This window comes from Amycolatopsis sp. NPDC104775 (genome assembly GCF_055583325.1).
Window position 1 is genome coordinate 81,799 of the sequence record NZ_JBVJOE010000012.1, and the last position, 16,513, is coordinate 98,311.

The following is a 16,513-nucleotide window of genomic DNA, read 5'->3' on the forward strand; positions in this document are numbered from 1 at the left end:
TTCAGCTGAGTTTGAGGCACCGCCGCCGAGTGCGCACGGCGGTGCGCCCCGTTGACGGGCAGGCCGAGTCTCGCTGCTGGACCTCGTGAGACGACTCAGCGCGACGCGCAGCGCTGGGTAACGGGTCGCCCGTAGCTACGCTGGAAAACTGAACGGAACCGGGGCGTGGTTCTCCCAGATCTTCCGCGACGCCTCTTCCGGGTAGGGAACCGTCTTCGACTCGACGTCGATCACCCGGGTTAACCGCTGGCCGGGACGATAGGCCGACCAACCCGGATCACCGGTGGCAACGAAGCTGATCCAAGCTTGCCGAAGCTCGTCGGACGCCCGAAGCGTTGCGGCGTCAGGCACCTCACCGAACACTTGGCGGCCGACGGGACTGTCCAGGGTCCCGAACGCGAGGGACACATCGAGGCTGTGACAGGCACCAAGACTGGGCGCGGACAGGCACAGCTCGAACAGATACGACCGACCGCCGGCTAGCGCGTTCACCTCGGCCAGCTGCTGGCTCGGCATCCGGAAAAGCGCGTCCGAGTAGACGATCTCCATCAGCTCCTCCGGACTGGCTTCCGCGTAGGCAGTGCGGTAGCCGTCCGGGTCTGGAGCGAAGAGATCGAGCGCTGTTTGTGCGTCCTCGGCGGTGAACGTACCTGCCCGCCCGGCCATGACGGAGAACAGCCGGAACTCATCGCGAGTGTGGCCGACGAGCAGGTCAACGCCGTCCGAGAGAGCGGACCAGGGCGTTTGAGGAAGGGCAGCGTCGTCCAGAACAGGGCAGACGCCAGCCCCGATTTGGGCCATGGGACCCCAGCGATCGTGCTGACCCGGCAGAGCGGCATTGAATGCGGTGAGGTCGTCAGCTAACTGCCAAGGATCGACGTCCCGCAGCGACCGCCCTTTCGCGAGCGCTTCGGTGACCTGCTTCGCGAGCGTGGGACGGGCGAAGATGCCAGGTACGGAATGGGCGATCGCGCGCTGGAACAACCCTCGCGCCGACACCAGCAGGGCCGCGACCGACCCCGCTCCCGCTGATTGCCCGGCGACACACACCCACGCCGGATCACCGCCGAAGCGAGAAATGTTGCGCTGCACCCACTCCAAGGCAGCGATCTGGTCCAGAAACCCACGGTTCGCCGGCGCGCCGTCGATGAACGCGAACCCCTCGACGCCGACCCGGTAATTGACGCTCACGACGACCAATCCGGCCGCGCACAACAGCGTCGAATCGTAGGTCGGGTCGCTGCTCACCGAAATGACGTACCCGCCACCCGGCAGCCACACCAGCACTGGCAACCCCGCCGCGTCCGGATCCGGCGCCGAGACGTTGAGGGTCAGCCAGTCGATCTCGTGCGCTGATTCGATCTGCACCGGCCCGGACTGCGGAGGCAACGGACGGAACTCGGTCGCCTGCCGCGTGCCGTCCCAAGGCGAAACGGGGACCGGCGCGGCGAACCGGAGAGCACCGACCGGCGGCTGGGCATACGGGATCCCGCGGAACTCCGCCATCCCCGCCCGCCAGCGGCCCGCCACGGCCCCCTCGACCGTCCGGACCGCTGGCTGCGTCTTGTCGATCATTCTCAGCCCCCTCGGTTTTCAAGTCAAGTGTATTATGTCGGTTGTATTGAAACGAGGGGAAGGGCTGGCGTGCCGAAGAAGGTCGACCACCGCGAGCGCCGGGAAGCGATCGCGCGCGCGTTGTGGCGGGTGATAGCGCAGCAAGGCTGGAACCGGGCGACCATGCGAGAGGTCGCCAGGGAGGCGGATGCGTCCCTCGGGCAGGTGCAGCACTACTTCTCGACTCGGACCGCGATGCTCACGTTCGCGATGGAGTTCGCCGCGGAGCAGACGTCTCACCGGGTCGCCGAGGGCCTCGCCGGCGCCACGCATCCTCGGCAGGTGCTGCGCGTAACGCTCGCCGAGATGTTGCCGCTGCATCCCGACGCCCGCGCCACCAGCCGGATGAGCGCCGCGTACGTTCTCGAAGCGCTGCATGATCCGGAGTTGCACGCTCGATTGCGCGATGAGTTACGCGAGAAACGAGGGCTGGTCGAGGCCCTGATCCGGCAAGCCATTGCCGACGGGCATATCGCGGCCGATCGCGACCCGGCTGTTGAGACGAATCTGGTCCTTGCGCTGACTGGGTTGACGCCGCTGCTTGAGCTGGATGTGATTGAGCCTCGTGCTGCGCTGGTGGCTATTGATCAGTATTTGGATCGGCTTTTTCTTGAGTCGAGCAATGGTGGCTGAGTCTTCGCGGCGGCGTCGGCTGAACTGATCCGTCGATTCAGCGTAGTGCGAGCAGGCCATCGTGGAGAGCGGGCAGGTACGTTTGATCAGTCTCCGCTTCAATACGCAGGTTTGCCCACGGCTGGTTGATCTCAATGTCAACGTCGACATGACCGCCGCTGCTCATAGTTAGCTTGACTGAGAACTCGGTGCCGTGTTCGCCACTGAGCTCGGCGGTACCAGCCAGGTGCGTCCACATGCGGTGAACTTCGTCGGCGAACCGCTCGATGTCACCGGTATCAAGCCAGGATCGGCGGGTAGCGCTGAACCCTTCGCGAGCAGCGCTGATGACGACCTTCTGATATCCGTCGTGACTGGACGCGACCTGGATCGTGAGCGAGACGTCTCCGGCCTGCCAGGTCATCTCGGATGCGAGATCGTCCGCCGCGCGACTTATCATCTGGGCAGCGTAGGACCCCGTTCGATCGCGCGGGTTTTGTTTGCCCACAGCTGCAAGCGGGTGACCCAACTGCCTGGTGGAGCACCTCGCATGACCAGGAAAGATGTGCCCCCGGCAGGATTCGAACCTGCGACACCGGCTTTAGGAGAGCCGTGCTCTATCCCCTGAGCTACGAGGGCAGTCGCGTGCTGCTGGCTACATCCTAGCGGGGGCCGTTGCCGGGGTTGCGGCTGGTGAAGTCAGGTACGCCAGTGCCATTTCCGCGGCCTCCCCTGACCAGCTCGTCCACGACTGGTCGTCTGGCCAGAATCGGCAGGTCGCGGCTCGGTGGACGCACGCGCCGATGATCGTTCGGGCTGCCATTTTCGCGCCGTGGGGGTCGGTCTGAGCCGGTAGAGCTTCCAGTAGGGCGTCCTGGATCGCGGACAGCGCCGCCAGGCCGCGGTCTCGGCCGTCGGAGCGTTGGGCGTCTAGGAGTTCCGGGAAGATTCGGTCGTGGTCGGCAAAGGTCTCAGCTAGGGCAGTTACGAAGGCGCGGAAGGTCGAGTGGAGGTCCGGCGAGGCTGAGCGGAGGGCATCGCGGACGCTCGTCTCCAGCTGGGTCAACAGGCGGTCTTTGACGGCGTGCAGCAACTGCTCCTTGCCGTCGAAGCGGCGGTAGATCGTGCCGACCGACATCCCCGCCTGCGAAGCCACCGCGGCGACCGTGAAGGACTCCAAGCCTTGTGAGGCCAGGACGTGTTCGGCGGCGGTCAGGACTTTGTGCAGCGAAGCGCGGCTGCGCGCTTGTTGCGGCGGGCGGAAACCCTCGGTCGGCTGGCTCACCTGTGGCACGGTACCACGGATGCGAATGGTAATTTGCGTTCACATTCAGGGGAGGGTGCCCATGGTCACAATCGAGGTGCGCAACGCCTACGTCGACTTTCCGGTCTTCGACGCCAAGACCCGGTCGTTGAAGAAGCGCGTGCTCGGGAAGGTCGGCGGGAGGATCGCCAGCGGAGCGAGGGTGCCGGTGATCGAGGCGTTGCGGGACGTGTCGTTCCGGCTCGGCGAGGGCGATCGGGTCGGGTTGGTGGGGCATAACGGGGCTGGGAAGTCCACGTTGCTGCGACTGTTGTCGGGGATTTATGAGCCGACGCGTGGGATCCGGAGGGTTGAGGGGCGGGTCGCGCCGGTGTTCGATCTCGGGGTGAGGCTCGATCCGGAGGTGTCTGGACGCGAGAACATCCTGGTGCAGGGGTTGTTTCTAGGAATGAGCCGACGGCAGATGGCGAAGCGGGTTGAGGACATCGCGGAGTTCACTGAGCTTGGCGATTATTTGCAGTTGCCGTTGCGCACTTATTCAGCGGGGATGCGGGTGCGGCTCGCGCTCGGGGTCGTGACGACGATTGATCCGGAGATTCTGTTGCTTGACGAGGGACTGGGCGCGGTTGACGCGGCGTTTCTCGCCAAGGCGCGCGATCGGCTCAAGGATCTGGTGAAGCGGTCAGGGATTCTGGTGTTCGCGAATCATTCCGACGAATTGCTCGCGGAGCTTTGCGACACGGCCCTTTGGATGGATGAAGGCCGGGTGAGGCAGCACGGGTCGTTGTCCGAAGTGCTCGCTGCCTACAGCGGGAAGGCTGCGGTGTAGGAACACAAGCGGTTATTCGAAGCAATGGCGGTGCGCGGTCGCGAACTCGCGGAAGCTTCGCGGTCGCTCGCCGGTGACGTCTTCGACTGTGGAGGTTACGGTTTCCGCGCCGCCGTCCAGGTACGTGTTGCATACCTCAACCAGTGCTTTGGCGTGAAACGGCGACATTCCGGCCTCAGCCAGTGCGGAAAGTGCTTGCTCATTCGACATTCCACGGTAGGCGATCGGACGGCCGAGAACCTCGGATAGCACGGCTGCGGCCTCGTCGTAGGTCAGTGCTTCGGGGCCGGTGAGCGCGTATGCCTTGCCGCCGTGGCCGTCTTCGGTTAGGGCGTGGAATGCGACGCGGGCGATGTCTTCGGCGTCCACGAACGCGATGGGACCGCGGATCAGCGGGCTGGCGAAGAAATTTCCGGACCGGATGGTGGTGGCCCAGTTTCCCGAGAAGGCTTGCAAGTAGAAGTTCGCGCGGAGGAATGTCCAGGACAACGGCGACGTTTCCAGCATCCGCTCGACGGGACGGTGCAGCCGGGCGATCGGGGTGAGTTCCTCGTCCGCTCGCCATAGGGACTGTTTCACTACGTGCGTGACGCCGGCGGACACGGCGGCTTCGACCACATTGGACTCGTTGCCGGTCTGATTGGGGCTCATCGCGCCCAGCAGGAACACCTTCGACACTCCGGCCAGTGCTGGTTGCAGGGTAGCCGGATTGGACATTTCGACGGGGACCGCGTCGATTCCGTCGGCGGCGGCTTTCCTTGCCTTCTCTGGGGAATGGTAGGCGGCGCGGAAGGGCACGTCGGCCGCGCGCAGCTGGTTGACCAGCGCCGACCCTACGTTGCCGCTCGCACCCGTCACCAGGATCATGCCGCCGCCTTCGCGTGTCGAGGAACCGCGTCGTGTGAACGAGCCAGTGTAGTGGATCAGTGGGCCGCCGGATCCGCTTCCGCCTTGGCCCGCCGCTGAGCCAACTCAGCGATGGCCGACGGCAGCGTGGTTTCGAAGTCGATCAGTTTCGCCCAGGTCGGGGTGACGACGATGCGGACCATGCCGTCGACGTACAGCGAGCGGATTTCGGCCTCCCATTCGACGCGCTGCTCGGGCGTCATCTCGTAGGAGCCGTTCATTTCCAGGTACTCCTCCGGGATTCCGTCGACGTAGTCCAGGTCGGCGCGGCCGCGGACGAGGAGGATCTTCGGCGGGTGCGATTCGGTGTCGATGGTCAGCGCGACCATCGGGTTCGCCCGCAGCGCGGGCAGTTTCGGGGCGTTCTTGGTGGTGCACAAGACGATCTCGGTGCCGTTCCAGCTGAACGCGATCGGGACGCTGCGCGGCGTGCCGTCCTTCGCGACATAGGCCAGCCGGGCGATGTCGCGGGCGAGCAGTTCGCGGCTGTACGGGCGGTTCAGGACCTCGGCGACTTCCTGCGGTTCCATGGTGGTCTCCTTCTTTCTCGGGCCTCGTTGTGCGGCCAGGTGCTGCGGGGACGGAGCTGGCTCGGCGTTCTCGACATTAGTTCGAGAGTGACCTGGGACACACCGATGGATCCAACACTTGTATACGTGCCTGCCAGTTGTCTGGCGGATGGCGTTGAGTGCTCCAGGAGCAGGTGGGTTAACTCTGCGTGAGCTTCCCTCTCAGCGTGCGCACAGCGAGTGTGCAGAAAAGTAGACAACCATGACGCTCCGGTACCGGAAGGCCTGATGACCGGCCCCCACGACAGACGTGTCGCCGCATCTCGGGGTGCGGCGGCGCGCGGTGTCGCCGCTCGTGCCGCGGCTCGGCGGCGGCGGATCACCGGCCGGGTCGCCCTCGCGCTCGCGGCCGCGCTCACGCTGTCGCTGACTGGGTACGGCTGGGCGGCCTATCACGGCGTCGTATCCGGGCTGCAGGTTTCCGACGTGCTCGACGGGCAGTCGACCTCCAGCGGTGGCGACACCAACATCCTCATCATGGGCCTCGATTCGCGGCTCGACGAGAACGGCAACCCGCTGCCGAAGGACATCTACAACTCGCTGCACGCTGGAGACCAGCAGGACGGCGGCTACAACGCCAACGTGCTGATGCTGCTCCACGTCCCCGGCGACGGCGGCAAGGCGACGTCGATCTCGATTCCGCGCGACGATTACGTTCCGCTGGCGGGCTGTCCGGACAACGTGTGCAAGGGCAAGATCAAACAGGCTTACGGGTTGGCGTTCGACGAAAAGGCCAAACAGCTCGTCGCGCAGCACGTCACCGACAAATCCCAGCGCGAGCAGCAGGCGCGGGACGCGGGCCGCCGGGCGGAAATCGACACCGTGCGGAAATTTCTCGGTGACGTCCCGATCGACCATTTCGTCGAGGTCACCCTCGTGGCGTTCTTCGAGATCGCCCAGGTCGTGCAGCCGATCACGGTGTGTCTCAACGAGGACACCCAGGACAGCTACTCGGGCGCGAATTTCCACGCCGGCCAGCAGCAGATCAGTGCCGAGCAGGCCGTCGAATTCGTCCGGCAGCGCCGCGACAACGTGCATCCAGCGCTCAATTTCACCGACCTCGACCGCGAACGCAGGCAGCAGGCCTTCATCGCTTCGCTGGCCTATCAGCTCAAACAGGGCGGCACCTTCACCGATCCGGCCAAACTCCAGGGGATCATGGACGTCGCGAACCAGAACACCGCGGTCGACAGTTCACTGGACCTGCTCGCGCTCGCGAAACAGGCGTCCAGCCTGACCGGCGGAAACGTCAGTTTCGTGACCCTGCCGGTCGACCATTTCGGCAAGAGCCCGTCCGGGGAAGACGTCAACTTCGTCAACACCGGGCAAATCCAGGCCTTGGTCGCGCAACTGCTCAGCGGCGCGCCGGTGCCGACCCCGGCCGCGTACGTGACCCCGATGACGCACAGCAGCGGTGTCCCCGCTCCCCCGCCAGCGTTGAGCGGAGGCGGAATTCCTTGTGTGAAATAACTTCGGCACCGCGAATGAGACCACGGACACTCCGCGCGCCTCAATGTCCTATCAGGACAGAGCAGGCATAATCGTCCCGGCGCGTTCCTTCCCCGCGCCGGAAAAATCGGCGGACGGCGGTGCTCGAGTGGCTACGACACGCAACAGACGGAACCGGGTCCCGGTCGCGATCGTCGGCTGGCTGTCCCGGCCGCTGGCGTCGTTCCACCTCGTGCTCGCGTTGTGCGGTCTGCTCACGCTGCTCGGCGTCATCATGGTGCTGTCGGCGTCTTCGGCACAGCCGGGCGGCGTGTACAGCACGTTCCAGAAGCACATCATCTTCGTCCTCCTCGGCCTGGTCGCACTGTGGGCTGGGCTGCGGATTCCGTTGCGGCGGATCAGGTCTCTGTCACCGATGCTGATGCTCGTCACGCTCGGGCTGCTCGCGCTGGTGCTCACCCCGCTCGGCGCGAAAGTGAACGGCGCGCAACGGTGGTTCACGCTCGGACCGCTGACGCTGCAGCCGGTCGAGCTCGCGAAGGTCGCGTTGACCTTGTGGGGCGCGCACATTCTCGTGGTAAAGGCTCGGCTGCTGCACCATTGGCGGCACTTGCTGGTGCCGCTGGTCCCGGTCGCGCTGCTGATGTTCGCCCTCGTGATGGCACAGCCGAACCTCAGCGGAACGATCTCGCTCGGCATCGTGCTGCTGTCGCTGCTGTGGTTCTCCGGCGCGCCAGGTCGGCTCTTCGGCGCGCTGCTGGCCGGCGGTGTGGCCGGGTTCGTGGTGCTCGCGCTGGTCGCGGACTACCGGCTCGCGCGCGTGCTGTCGTTCCTCTCCCCCGACGCGGACACGTCCGGGGCCGGCTACCAGGCGGTGCAGGCGCAGTACGCCCTCGCCGAGGGCGGGCTTTTCGGTGTCGGGCTCGGACAGGGCGCGTCGAAGTGGAAGTACCTGCCGAACGTGCAGAACGACTTCATTTTCGCCTTGATCGGCGAGGAACTCGGCTTTCTCGGCTGCGCGGTGGTGCTGCTGCTCTTCGGCGGGCTCGCGCTGGTCGGCCTGCGAATCGCGACGCGCAACCTCGACCCGTGGATCCGCATCGTCGCCGCGACGATCACCGTGCTGCTGGTGGCACAGGCGGCGGTCAACATCGGGTACGTGGTGAACGCGCTGCCGGTCACCGGGGTGACGCTGCCGCTGGTGTCCTACGGTGGGACGTCCCTGATCGTGACGATGTTCCTGTTCGGCGTGCTCGCCAGCTGCGCCCGGCATGAACCCGCGGCGGTGGCGGATCTAAACCATCTCGGGCCGGGCAAGATCGGGCGGATCCTGCGGTTGCCGGTACCGGAGCCGTATCGGCCGGTCCGGACGCCGGGGAAGGCTACTCGCGCGCGGCGACCGGCCGCCGCGCCCAAACGGCGGCGGCCGCCGGAGCTGGCGGACGGGCAGCGGGCGAAACGTTAGAGCAGCGCCCCGGAGGTGCTGGGCCTCCGGTGACGGGATCGAGCGTCTCGTCCAACGGATGATCCCGCGCACGCAGCTCGCGGGAAGTCTTGTGCGGCAACTGATGCAAGGCCTGACCGCCTCCGCGTTATGGCCCTTCCTGCTCCGCATATCGGCTATCCCGCCAGGCTTTACCGTTTCGGCCAATGCCAAGCTGGCTGATCGAGCCTCCCCTGCCCGGCCACCATCGTCGCGCCGAAGTCCTTTTCCAGTTCCAGTACCGAAGCGTCCTCGAGAAAGCGCACGAGCAGCTGAGAGTGCGACACCACCAGCAGTTGCGTCTTCTTCGCCGCGGCGGTGATCAACGCGGCCAGCGCGGGCAGCAGGTCCGGGTGCAGGCTGGTTTCCGGTTCGTTCAGGACCAGCAACTCCGGCGGGCGCGGGCTGAGCAGCGCCGCGGCCCACAGCAGGTAACGCAGGGTGCCGTCGGAAAGTTCGGCGGCGCTCAGCGGGCGCAGCAGGCCGTGTTGGCGGAAGCGGAGGTCGAACCGGCCGTCGGTGGCGGTCACTTCGACGGACGAGCCGGGGAAGGCGTCGTCGATCGCGAAGGCCAGTGCGTCGGCGTCGGTGGATTCCTGGATGGTGCGCAGGGCGGCGGCCAGGTCACCGCCGTCGTGGTCCAACGCCCAGGTGCGGGTGCCGATCCGGCTTTGCCGGGCGGGGGCGTCCGCGTCGGTGCGGAAATGGTCGTAGAACCGCCACGCGCGGACTCGGTCGCGCACGATCAGCAGTTCCGGGCACAAGCGCGGGTCGGCGAATTCGCTCAGCATGCTGTCGGTGAGGGCGATCGAATGACCGCTCTCGACCCAGGATCCCGATTCGTCGCGGATGCGGACTCTCGTGCCGGAGCGGTCGGCCAGCAGTGCGGACGGGCGCAGCACCGGGCCGTGCCAGACGCATTCGCGTTTGTACTCCGGGTCCAGGTTGAAGGACGTTTTGGCAGGGACGGGGAGGCCAAAGTCCAGGGCGTAGCCGAATTCGTCGCCGGAGAAGCCGAGTCGCAGGCCGACTGATTTGGTGCGCTGCACCGGTTGTACCGGTGCCCGGCCCTCGCGGACGGCTCGGCCGATGGTCTCCGGACCCGCCCACAGCGTCGACGGCAGGCCGCCCTCTCCGGCGAGTGCGGCGACCGCGCCGTTGCGTCCGGCGTCAGCCAGCAAGCGCAGCGCACGGTACAGGCTGGACTTGCCCGTGCCGTTCGCTCCGACGATCACGGTGAGCTGTGAAAGCGGCAGCACCAGGTCTCGCAGCGAGCGGTAGTTCTGGATGGCCAGGGTGGTCAGCACGCTGGCACCTCCGCGGGCAGGCCGAAGCGGGAGAACAACTCGGGTTCGAGGAACCACGTAACGGTACGGATTCGGTCACCCCACGGTGCGAGGACGAGGATTCCGGCGGGGCGGCCCACAGTTCCGCTTGATTCGGTGAGGTAGCAGCCGAAAGCCGGATGGGTGTTGGCGCGCGTCGAGAGCAGGCGGAACCGCCGGGTGCCGCGCCATTCGCTGAACCTGGAGAGGAACGCGGCGACAGCTTCCCGGCCGACGTATTCGTGGGGCGCGGGCGGCATGGCGAGCCAGCCGTCGTCGGTCAGGAGTGCGACTACGCCTTCGACGTCTCCCTCGCTGAAGGCGTCCGCGAACCGTTGTGCGATCTCTCGTTCGCGTGGCGCGGGCGGGGCGGGCTCGACAGCTTGACGCAGTTGGGCTCGCGCGCGTTGCAGAGCGCCTTTGACCGCGGTGGAGCTGGCGTCCAGCAGGTCCGCGACCTCGGCGGTGGAGTAGTCGAGCACGTCCCGGAGCAGCAGGACGGCGGCCTGGCGCGGAGGGAGTTTCTGCAGGGCCGCGACGAACGCCAGCTCGAAGGTTTCCTTGGCGCTGTAGTGCGCGGCGGGATCGTCTGGCATGGGCTGCAGCCACGTCACGTCGGTGCGGCGAGTGGGCTCCGTCGGGGTGAACGGCGGCGACGGTTCGGCCGGGACGCGACGGCCGGCGTCGCGGAGGGCGTTGAGACAGCGGTTGGTGGCGATGCGGTACAGCCAGGCACGCAGCGACGCTCGACCGGCGTAGCCGTCCAAACCGCGCCAGGCGGCGAGGAGGGTCTCTTGCAGCAGGTCCTCGGCGTCGGTGAGGGAGCCGAGGATGCGGTAGCAGTGGACCTGCAGCTCGTGCCGGTAGGGCTCGACCAGCTCGCGGAAGGCACGCTCGTCTCCGGCGCGTGCGCGATCGAGAATGCCCTGGTCCACCCGTCGCATCCTGCCATCGTTCCGTTTCCAGGGCGGGCGGTGTCTCTACTGGCGACCCCTGAGAAAGGTGAACCGATGAACCCTGTCGACGACCTGGCCGCCGCCCTCGATTCCACGAGCGCGCTGGTCGCTGGCGTGTCGCGCTGGAACGCGCCGACGCCGTGCCCGGAGTGGACCGTCCGCGAACTGGTGAACCATCTGGTCCTCGGGCACCGGCTGTTCACCGCCGTGCTGCGCGGCGAGACGGGCGGCTCGCTGGACCCTGGCGCTTCCGACGTGCTCGGCGAGGATCCGGTCGCGGCCTACCGGGACGCGGTCGCCGGGCTGCTCGCGGCGTTTCGGCAGCCGGGGGTGCTGGAGCGGGTTTTCGAGGTCCCAGCCGGGACGGTTCCGGGGATCGCCGCGGTGCACCTGCGGATCGTCGAGGAACTCGTGCACGGCTGGGACCTCGCTCGCGCCACCGGCCAGGAGCCGAAGTTCGAGGACGCCCTCGTGGAGCGGGAAATCGCGTTCAGTGCGGCGAAACTCGCCGACCTTCCGGCGGAGCGGAGTCCGTTCGCGCCGCCGGTTTCGGTCGCGGAGGACGCGCCGCCGCTGGATCGGCTGGTCGCGTTGCTCGGGCGGTCGCCGGGTTAAGCGACCCGGAATTCCAGCAGACCTCGCTGGTCGGTCAACGGGGCTGCCGATTCCAGCACTAGGCCCGCTGAATCGGCGAGGGCACGGCATTCCTCGACGCGTCGCTCGCGTCCGCCGAAATGGACCAGCATGACCAGGTCCATTTCAGTGCGGGCGTGAATTCCGCTGACCGCTTCGATAGCGAGAATCCGACCGGACGGGCCTGCCGCTTCCGCACACCGTCGCAGAATGCGGCAGGCATTCTCGTCATCCCAGTTGTGCAGGATGTCCACCAGCACATAGGCATCCGCGCCTGCGGGGAGCGGGTCGAAGAAACTGCCGCCGGATACCTCGACACGATCGGCGAGCCCGCGGGAAGCAAAGGCAGCGCGTGCCTCGCTCGCAGTGGGTTCGAGGTCGATCAGGTGGGCGCGCAATTTCGGATGGGCTTCGAGAATCGCGGCGAGCAAATCTCCTCGGCCGCCGCCGACGTCGACCACGGTGCCGAAAGAAGACCAGTCGATTCCGGCGACTACTTGCGGGATTTCCGTGCGGAACCGGGTGGTCATCTGCTGGTCGAAGGACTGCCGCAGGTGCGGTTGTTCGGACAGGTCGGTCCAGAAATCCTTGCCGTAGCGGCGGGAGTAGGCCGCCTCGCCGGTCCGGATGCTGTGCGCCAGCTCGACGAAAGCGAGTTCGGCGCGACCGGCGGCGCGGTCGAGTTGCAGGAGGTTGGCGAGGCCGTTTTCGTTGTCCTGGCAGAGATTCGTGCCGTAGGCGGTGGTCAGGTAGCCGTCGCCGGTGCGTTCAACCACGCCGACTGTGCTCAGGTGGCCGAGCAGGACGTCGAGCGCGATCGGCGAGAGATCCAGTTCCGCGGCGACTTCGTCGACGGTGCCGGGGGTGCGCAGCCGGTCGGGCAGGCCCAGCGTTACCGCGACGCGCAACGCCATCGGGGTGGCCAGGCTGGCGGCACGAAGCAGGTGATTCGCGTCATCATTCACGTGACTTCACTTTGCCAGCGTGGTCAACCGGCTTTTCCCGGGCGAGGAATAGGCTGGCGGGCAGTGTCCAGGCACCGCGAGGAGAACCGATGTCCCGCCCGCGCAAAGTCCGCAAGGACGCGGAAGCCAACCGCGAACGGCTGCTCTCCGCGGCCGCCGCGGCGATGCTTCGCGAAGGCCGGCACGTCCCGCTGGCCACCATCGCCGCCGAGGCCGGTCTCGGAATCGGCACCCTCTACCGCAGCTACGCCGACCGCGACGCTTTGCTGCAAACGCTGGAGCACCGTGCGTACGGCTTGCTGAACGGGTTACTCGACCAGATAGCGGACAGCGGCACCGGCCTCGACCAGGTCCGCCGCTACCTCGAAGGCACCGTGGACCTCGCCGACCAGCTCGTTCTCCCGCTGCACGGCGCGCCCCCGCTCGTCACCCCGGAAGCCGTAGCGGCCCGCAAGTCGATTTACCGCCGCCTCGATTTCTTCCTCGCGACCGGCCGTGCGGACGGCAGCATCCGCGGCCCGGTCAACGCCACCGATCTGGTCGCGTTCAGCACGCTGCTCACGCAGCCGAAGGCGGCCGTCCTCGACTGGACCCACCTGGCGAGACGGCAGATCGCGCATTTCCTCAACGGGCTCGCCGCCGAGGGACCGATCGAAGTGCCTGGTCCCGCCATCGAGCGCGAAGACGTCGAGCGGGCCTTCGAGGCCACGGGGAACAGTTAGAAGGTCTTCCGAACAATCAGCCGTGTTACCGTCGGGCGTCGTCAAGGAGGTGGGGATGCCCGCAGCAGGCACCCGCAAGCCGATGCGCGAACGGTTCCGCGAGCAGGTGCGCGATGAGGTCAAAGCGGCCGCGCTCGACCAGCTCGCGGCCGGGGGCGCGCAGGCGATCTCCATCAACGCCATCGCCAAGCAGCTCGGAGTGTCCGGACCGGCGCTGTACCGCTACTTCTCCAGCCGCGACGAACTTCTGAACGTCCTGGTCATCGACGCCTACCACGATCTCCGCGAGGCGATGGCGAAAGCGCTCGACAGCGAGGCATCCGATGCCCCCGACGCGGAGGCGCGGATCCGGCTGCTGGCCGCCGCGTACCGGGCGTGGGCGCGGGAAGAGCCGCATCGGTACGAATTGCTGTTCAAGGCACCGTTTCCCGGCTACGACGCGCACGCCAAACCGCTCGCCGAAGCGGCCCGGTCGTTGATGGGAGTGGTGCTGGGAGTGCTGCACCACGCCGATTCCGACGCTAAGGCCAAGCCAGCCGCCTACGAAAACGAGGAAGTGCTCGACGCCCGCCGCGCAAACACCGAGAACCACCAGCTGGCGGTCGCGCTGTGGTCGCGGCTGCATGGCTTTGTCAGCTTGGAAATCGGCGGCGGCTTCACCGCGATGGGCCTCGACGCGGACGCGTTGTTCGAAACCGAGGTGCGCGTGCTGACGGACCGGGTCCGCCGCGCCACCTGATCACCGACGGGACGCGCGCGGCTTCGCCCCCAACACCACCGCGAGCACGGCTCCGGCCACCATGCACGCGCCGACCACCCACAACCCGGTCCGCTGCGTACCGGTCAGATCGCGCAGCCAGCCCGTCACATACGGCGCGACGAACCCGCTCAAGTTGCCCAGCGCGTTGATCAGCGCGATCCCGCCCGCGGCCGCCGCGCCGGACAGGAAGTTGGACGGCAGCGCCCAGAACGTCGGCAGCGCCGCGCACACGCCCATCGCGCAGATGGTCACCGCGGTCATTGTGGCGTAAGGGTTTCCGAGGTACAGCGCGACCGGGATCGCCGCGCCGCCGACGAGCATCGGCAGCGCGACGTGCCACGTCCGTTCCCCGGTCCGGTCGCCGTGACGCGCCCACGGGACCATCACCAGCGCACCCGCGACGTACGGGATCGCGTTCACCAGACCCGCCTGCAGCACGCTGAGCTTGGTGCCGAACTCTTCGCCGAACCCGGCGATGATCGTCGGCAGGAAGAAGCCCAGCGCGTACAAGCCGTAGACGACCGCGAAGTACACGAACGCCAGCCCGAGGATGCGCGGGTGCGTGAGCGCTTTCCGCAGCGGCCAATGGTGTTCGGCCTCGGTGGCGCGGCGTTCGGCGTCGAGTTCGCTGGTGAGCCAGTCGCGTTCCTCGGCCGACAGCCATTTCGCGGTTTCCGGCCGGTCGCTCAGGCAGAACCACGTGACCACGGCGAGCAGGATCGCCGGAATGCCCTCCACCAGGAACATGAAGCGCCAGCCGGACAGCCCGAACACGCCGTGCCCGCCACTGATCAGCAGGCTGGAGACGGTCGAGCCGATCGCACTCGACACCGGCACCGCGCACATGAACAGCGCGACCGCCTTCGCCCGCTGCGCGGCCGGGAACCAGTACGTCAGATACAAAATGATGCCGGGGAAGAATCCCGCCTCGGCGACGCCGAGCACGAACCGCAGCACCACGAGCGTCGTGGTGTTCGGCACGAACGCCATCGCGACGGCCACCGCACCCCAGGTGATCATGATCCGCGCGATCCAGCGGCGCGCGCCGAACCGGTGCAGCGCGAGATTGCTCGGCACCTCGAGGATCAGATAGCCGATGAAGAAGATCCCGGACGCGAGCCCGAAGGCCGTCGCGGTGAGGCCGAGCTCCTTGTTCATCCCGTTCGGACCGGCGAACCCGATGTTGACCCGGTCCAGGTAATTGACGAAGTACAGCAGCATCAGCAGCGGCATGATCCGCACCGCCGCCTTGGCCATGACCCGGTTGCCCAGTGCGCTCGTCTTCGTCGGCATGTCCGGATCTCACCCGCCCGGACCCCGCGGCGTCAAGGTTTCGCGTAGTGCTCGGCGACGGCCGCGAACGCCTCCTTCGGTTCCCAGTTCAGCCCCGGATACGCCGTGCCCGATTGTCCTTCCAGGACTTTCACCAGGCCGAAGCTCGCGAGGTCGAGCTCGCCGGGATAGTTGTAGAGCGCGAACAGGAACACGAACGCGCTGTCCACCCCCTCCTCGTCGAAGATTTCCAGCAGCTCGCGCAGATACGCGGCCTGCCCGGCTTCGTCGCGCTCGTACTCGCCGTCGACGCGGAGCGGATCGCCGGTTTCCTTGTCGTATTCGACGATCTCCATGCTTCGCGGCGCGACGTCGCCGGACCCGCGCCAGGTGGCCGTGCCGAATCCGGTGATCGCGACCGGTTTCCCTTGCGCCACCAGGGTTCGCACGCCGGCCTGGAAGATGTGGGCGACCTCCGCGGAACGGATGAGTTCCACCGTGACGAAGTCGAACCGGCTCCAGTCCACCTGCTCGAACTGAATGCAGGCGTAGGTGACCTTGCCGTGGAACCGTTCCCGCACGAGCTTGACCGCGGTGTCGAGGAACGGGTTGAGCCGCTTGCCCACCTCGGCCAGCCGCTCGGCGCGGCCTTCGGGGTCGTCGAGCAGCAAGCTGACCCGTTCCGCGGTGTCTTTGCCAGGCAGGAAGCCGGGATTCATCACGCTCAGCTCGACGCCGGTCACGAAGACGACGTTCGCTCCGGTGGCGCGCAGCCGCTCCGCCCGGGTGGCGCAGTCGGCGAAGAGCTCGAGGATCTCTTCGGGTGTCTGCTCCAGCGGATACGGCGAGAACCAGACCTCCAGCCCCAGGTCGGCCGCCCACCGTGCGGCCCGCTCCAGCCGGTCCGGATCACCGCCGACGAGATGCAGTGCGGTGCAGTGCAGGTCGTCGCGGATGATCGCCAGTTCGCGCTTGACCACCTCCGGTTCGAAGCTCTCCCGCGACGACCGTCCATTGCGGACGAACCCGGTGTCGTACGTCATTCCCTTGCCGCGCATGGCGGTTTCCTCTCGTTCGGGGACGCCGCCCACCTTACGCACGAAGCTTGCGTGCACGCAAGTTTGCGTAAGCGCACGAAGACTGCGAGACTGACC

General features: G+C 67.0%; 17 protein-coding genes and 1 tRNA gene. 7 read left to right on the forward strand and 11 right to left on the reverse strand.

Translation table 11 applies throughout. The annotated features are described in order from the left end of the window. Nucleotides 1-135: 135 nt before the first annotated feature. Nucleotides 136-1,575, reverse strand: a complete 1,440-nt coding sequence (locus tag ACZ63D_RS37610; protein WP_465359088.1) for a carboxylesterase/lipase family protein — start codon at nucleotides 1,573-1,575, stop codon at nucleotides 136-138. 69 nt (nucleotides 1,576-1,644) lie between these two features. Between ACZ63D_RS37610 and ACZ63D_RS37615 the strand changes: the two genes are divergently transcribed. Beyond that, nucleotides 1,645-2,247 (forward strand): TetR/AcrR family transcriptional regulator, encoded by a 603-nt coding sequence (locus ACZ63D_RS37615; protein ID WP_465359089.1) that lies wholly within the window; start codon nucleotides 1,645-1,647, stop codon nucleotides 2,245-2,247. Between the two features lie 37 nt (nucleotides 2,248-2,284). Here ACZ63D_RS37615 and ACZ63D_RS37620 read toward each other — a convergent pair whose 3' ends face one another. The 3 genes from ACZ63D_RS37620 to ACZ63D_RS37630 all read right to left on the reverse strand — a co-directional run bounded on the left by ACZ63D_RS37620 (nucleotide 2,285) and on the right by ACZ63D_RS37630 (nucleotide 3,511). Next, nucleotides 2,285-2,686: a WapI family immunity protein gene (locus ACZ63D_RS37620; protein WP_465359090.1), complete on the reverse strand. Its 402-nt coding sequence runs from the start codon at nucleotides 2,684-2,686 to the stop codon at nucleotides 2,285-2,287. Nucleotides 2,687-2,792: 106 nt separating this feature from the next. After that, a tRNA-Arg gene (locus tag ACZ63D_RS37625) sits at nucleotides 2,793-2,865 on the reverse strand. A 16-nt stretch (nucleotides 2,866-2,881) separates the two neighbouring features. Continuing rightward, the gene (locus ACZ63D_RS37630) at nucleotides 2,882-3,511 is read right to left on the reverse strand and encodes a TetR/AcrR family transcriptional regulator (RefSeq protein ID WP_465359091.1); all 630 of its coding nucleotides are present in this window, start codon (nucleotides 3,509-3,511) and stop codon (nucleotides 2,882-2,884) included. A 61-nt stretch (nucleotides 3,512-3,572) separates the two neighbouring features. On the opposite strand from ACZ63D_RS37630, the gene wzt reads away from it, so the two are divergent. Beyond that, nucleotides 3,573-4,319, forward strand: coding sequence for a galactan export ABC transporter ATP-binding subunit Wzt/RfbE (gene wzt, locus ACZ63D_RS37635; protein WP_465359092.1), 747 nt, complete (start codon nucleotides 3,573-3,575; stop codon nucleotides 4,317-4,319). Between the two features lie 12 nt (nucleotides 4,320-4,331). On the opposite strand, the gene ACZ63D_RS37640 is transcribed toward wzt, so the two are convergent. After that, complete coding sequence (locus tag ACZ63D_RS37640) at nucleotides 4,332-5,186, reverse strand: SDR family oxidoreductase (RefSeq protein WP_465359093.1); 855 nt, start codon at nucleotides 5,184-5,186, stop codon at nucleotides 4,332-4,334. 56 nt (nucleotides 5,187-5,242) lie between these two features. After that, nucleotides 5,243-5,755, reverse strand: a complete 513-nt coding sequence (locus ACZ63D_RS37645) for a pyridoxamine 5'-phosphate oxidase family protein (RefSeq protein WP_465359094.1) — start codon at nucleotides 5,753-5,755, stop codon at nucleotides 5,243-5,245. 267 nt (nucleotides 5,756-6,022) lie between these two features. Here ACZ63D_RS37645 and ACZ63D_RS37650 point away from each other — a divergent pair, with 267 nt between their 5' ends. Next, nucleotides 6,023-7,264 (forward strand): LCP family protein, encoded by a 1,242-nt coding sequence (locus ACZ63D_RS37650; protein ID WP_465359095.1) that lies wholly within the window; start codon nucleotides 6,023-6,025, stop codon nucleotides 7,262-7,264. Nucleotides 7,265-7,391: 127 nt separating this feature from the next. Then, nucleotides 7,392-8,708 (forward strand): putative lipid II flippase FtsW, encoded by a 1,317-nt coding sequence (gene ftsW / locus ACZ63D_RS37655; protein ID WP_465359096.1) that lies wholly within the window; start codon nucleotides 7,392-7,394, stop codon nucleotides 8,706-8,708. Nucleotides 8,709-8,878: 170 nt separating this feature from the next. Here the strand turns inward: ftsW and ACZ63D_RS37660 are convergent, their stop codons facing one another. Both ACZ63D_RS37660 and ACZ63D_RS37665 read right to left on the reverse strand, forming a co-directional pair. Then, entirely contained in the window at nucleotides 8,879-10,033 is a 1,155-nt protein-coding gene (locus ACZ63D_RS37660) for an AAA family ATPase (protein WP_465359097.1), read from the reverse strand. Then, the gene (locus ACZ63D_RS37665) at nucleotides 10,027-10,995 is read right to left on the reverse strand and encodes an RNA polymerase subunit sigma-70 (protein ID WP_465359098.1); all 969 of its coding nucleotides are present in this window, start codon (nucleotides 10,993-10,995) and stop codon (nucleotides 10,027-10,029) included. The genes ACZ63D_RS37660 and ACZ63D_RS37665 overlap by 7 nt, the downstream gene beginning before the upstream one ends. A gap of 66 nt (nucleotides 10,996-11,061) precedes the next feature. On the opposite strand from ACZ63D_RS37665, the gene ACZ63D_RS37670 reads away from it, so the two are divergent. Further along, entirely contained in the window at nucleotides 11,062-11,622 is a 561-nt protein-coding gene (locus ACZ63D_RS37670; RefSeq protein ID WP_465359099.1) for a TIGR03086 family metal-binding protein, read from the forward strand. Here ACZ63D_RS37670 and ACZ63D_RS37675 read toward each other — a convergent pair. After that, complete coding sequence (locus ACZ63D_RS37675; protein ID WP_465359100.1) at nucleotides 11,619-12,605, reverse strand: methyltransferase; 987 nt, start codon at nucleotides 12,603-12,605, stop codon at nucleotides 11,619-11,621. The genes ACZ63D_RS37670 and ACZ63D_RS37675 overlap by 4 nt on opposite strands. An 89-nt stretch (nucleotides 12,606-12,694) precedes the next feature. Between ACZ63D_RS37675 and ACZ63D_RS37680 the strand changes: the two genes are divergently transcribed. After that, nucleotides 12,695-13,327: a TetR/AcrR family transcriptional regulator gene (locus ACZ63D_RS37680; RefSeq protein WP_465359101.1), complete on the forward strand. Its 633-nt coding sequence runs from the start codon at nucleotides 12,695-12,697 to the stop codon at nucleotides 13,325-13,327. 55 nt (nucleotides 13,328-13,382) lie between these two features. After that, entirely contained in the window at nucleotides 13,383-14,066 is a 684-nt protein-coding gene (locus ACZ63D_RS37685; protein ID WP_465359102.1) for a TetR/AcrR family transcriptional regulator, read from the forward strand. Here ACZ63D_RS37685 and ACZ63D_RS37690 read toward each other — a convergent pair whose 3' ends face one another. Together ACZ63D_RS37690 and ACZ63D_RS37695 are read right to left on the reverse strand one after the other, a co-directional pair. Beyond that, on the reverse strand, nucleotides 14,067-15,380 hold the full coding sequence (locus ACZ63D_RS37690; protein ID WP_465359103.1) for an MFS transporter: 1,314 nt from the start codon (nucleotides 15,378-15,380) through the stop codon (nucleotides 14,067-14,069). It abuts the gene before it with no gap. Between the two features lie 32 nt (nucleotides 15,381-15,412). Beyond that, nucleotides 15,413-16,417 carry a hypothetical protein gene (locus tag ACZ63D_RS37695; protein ID WP_465359208.1) on the reverse strand — a complete coding sequence of 335 codons (1,005 nt, stop codon included), beginning with the start codon at nucleotides 16,415-16,417 and terminating at the stop codon, nucleotides 15,413-15,415. Nucleotides 16,418-16,513 lie beyond the last annotated feature (96 nt).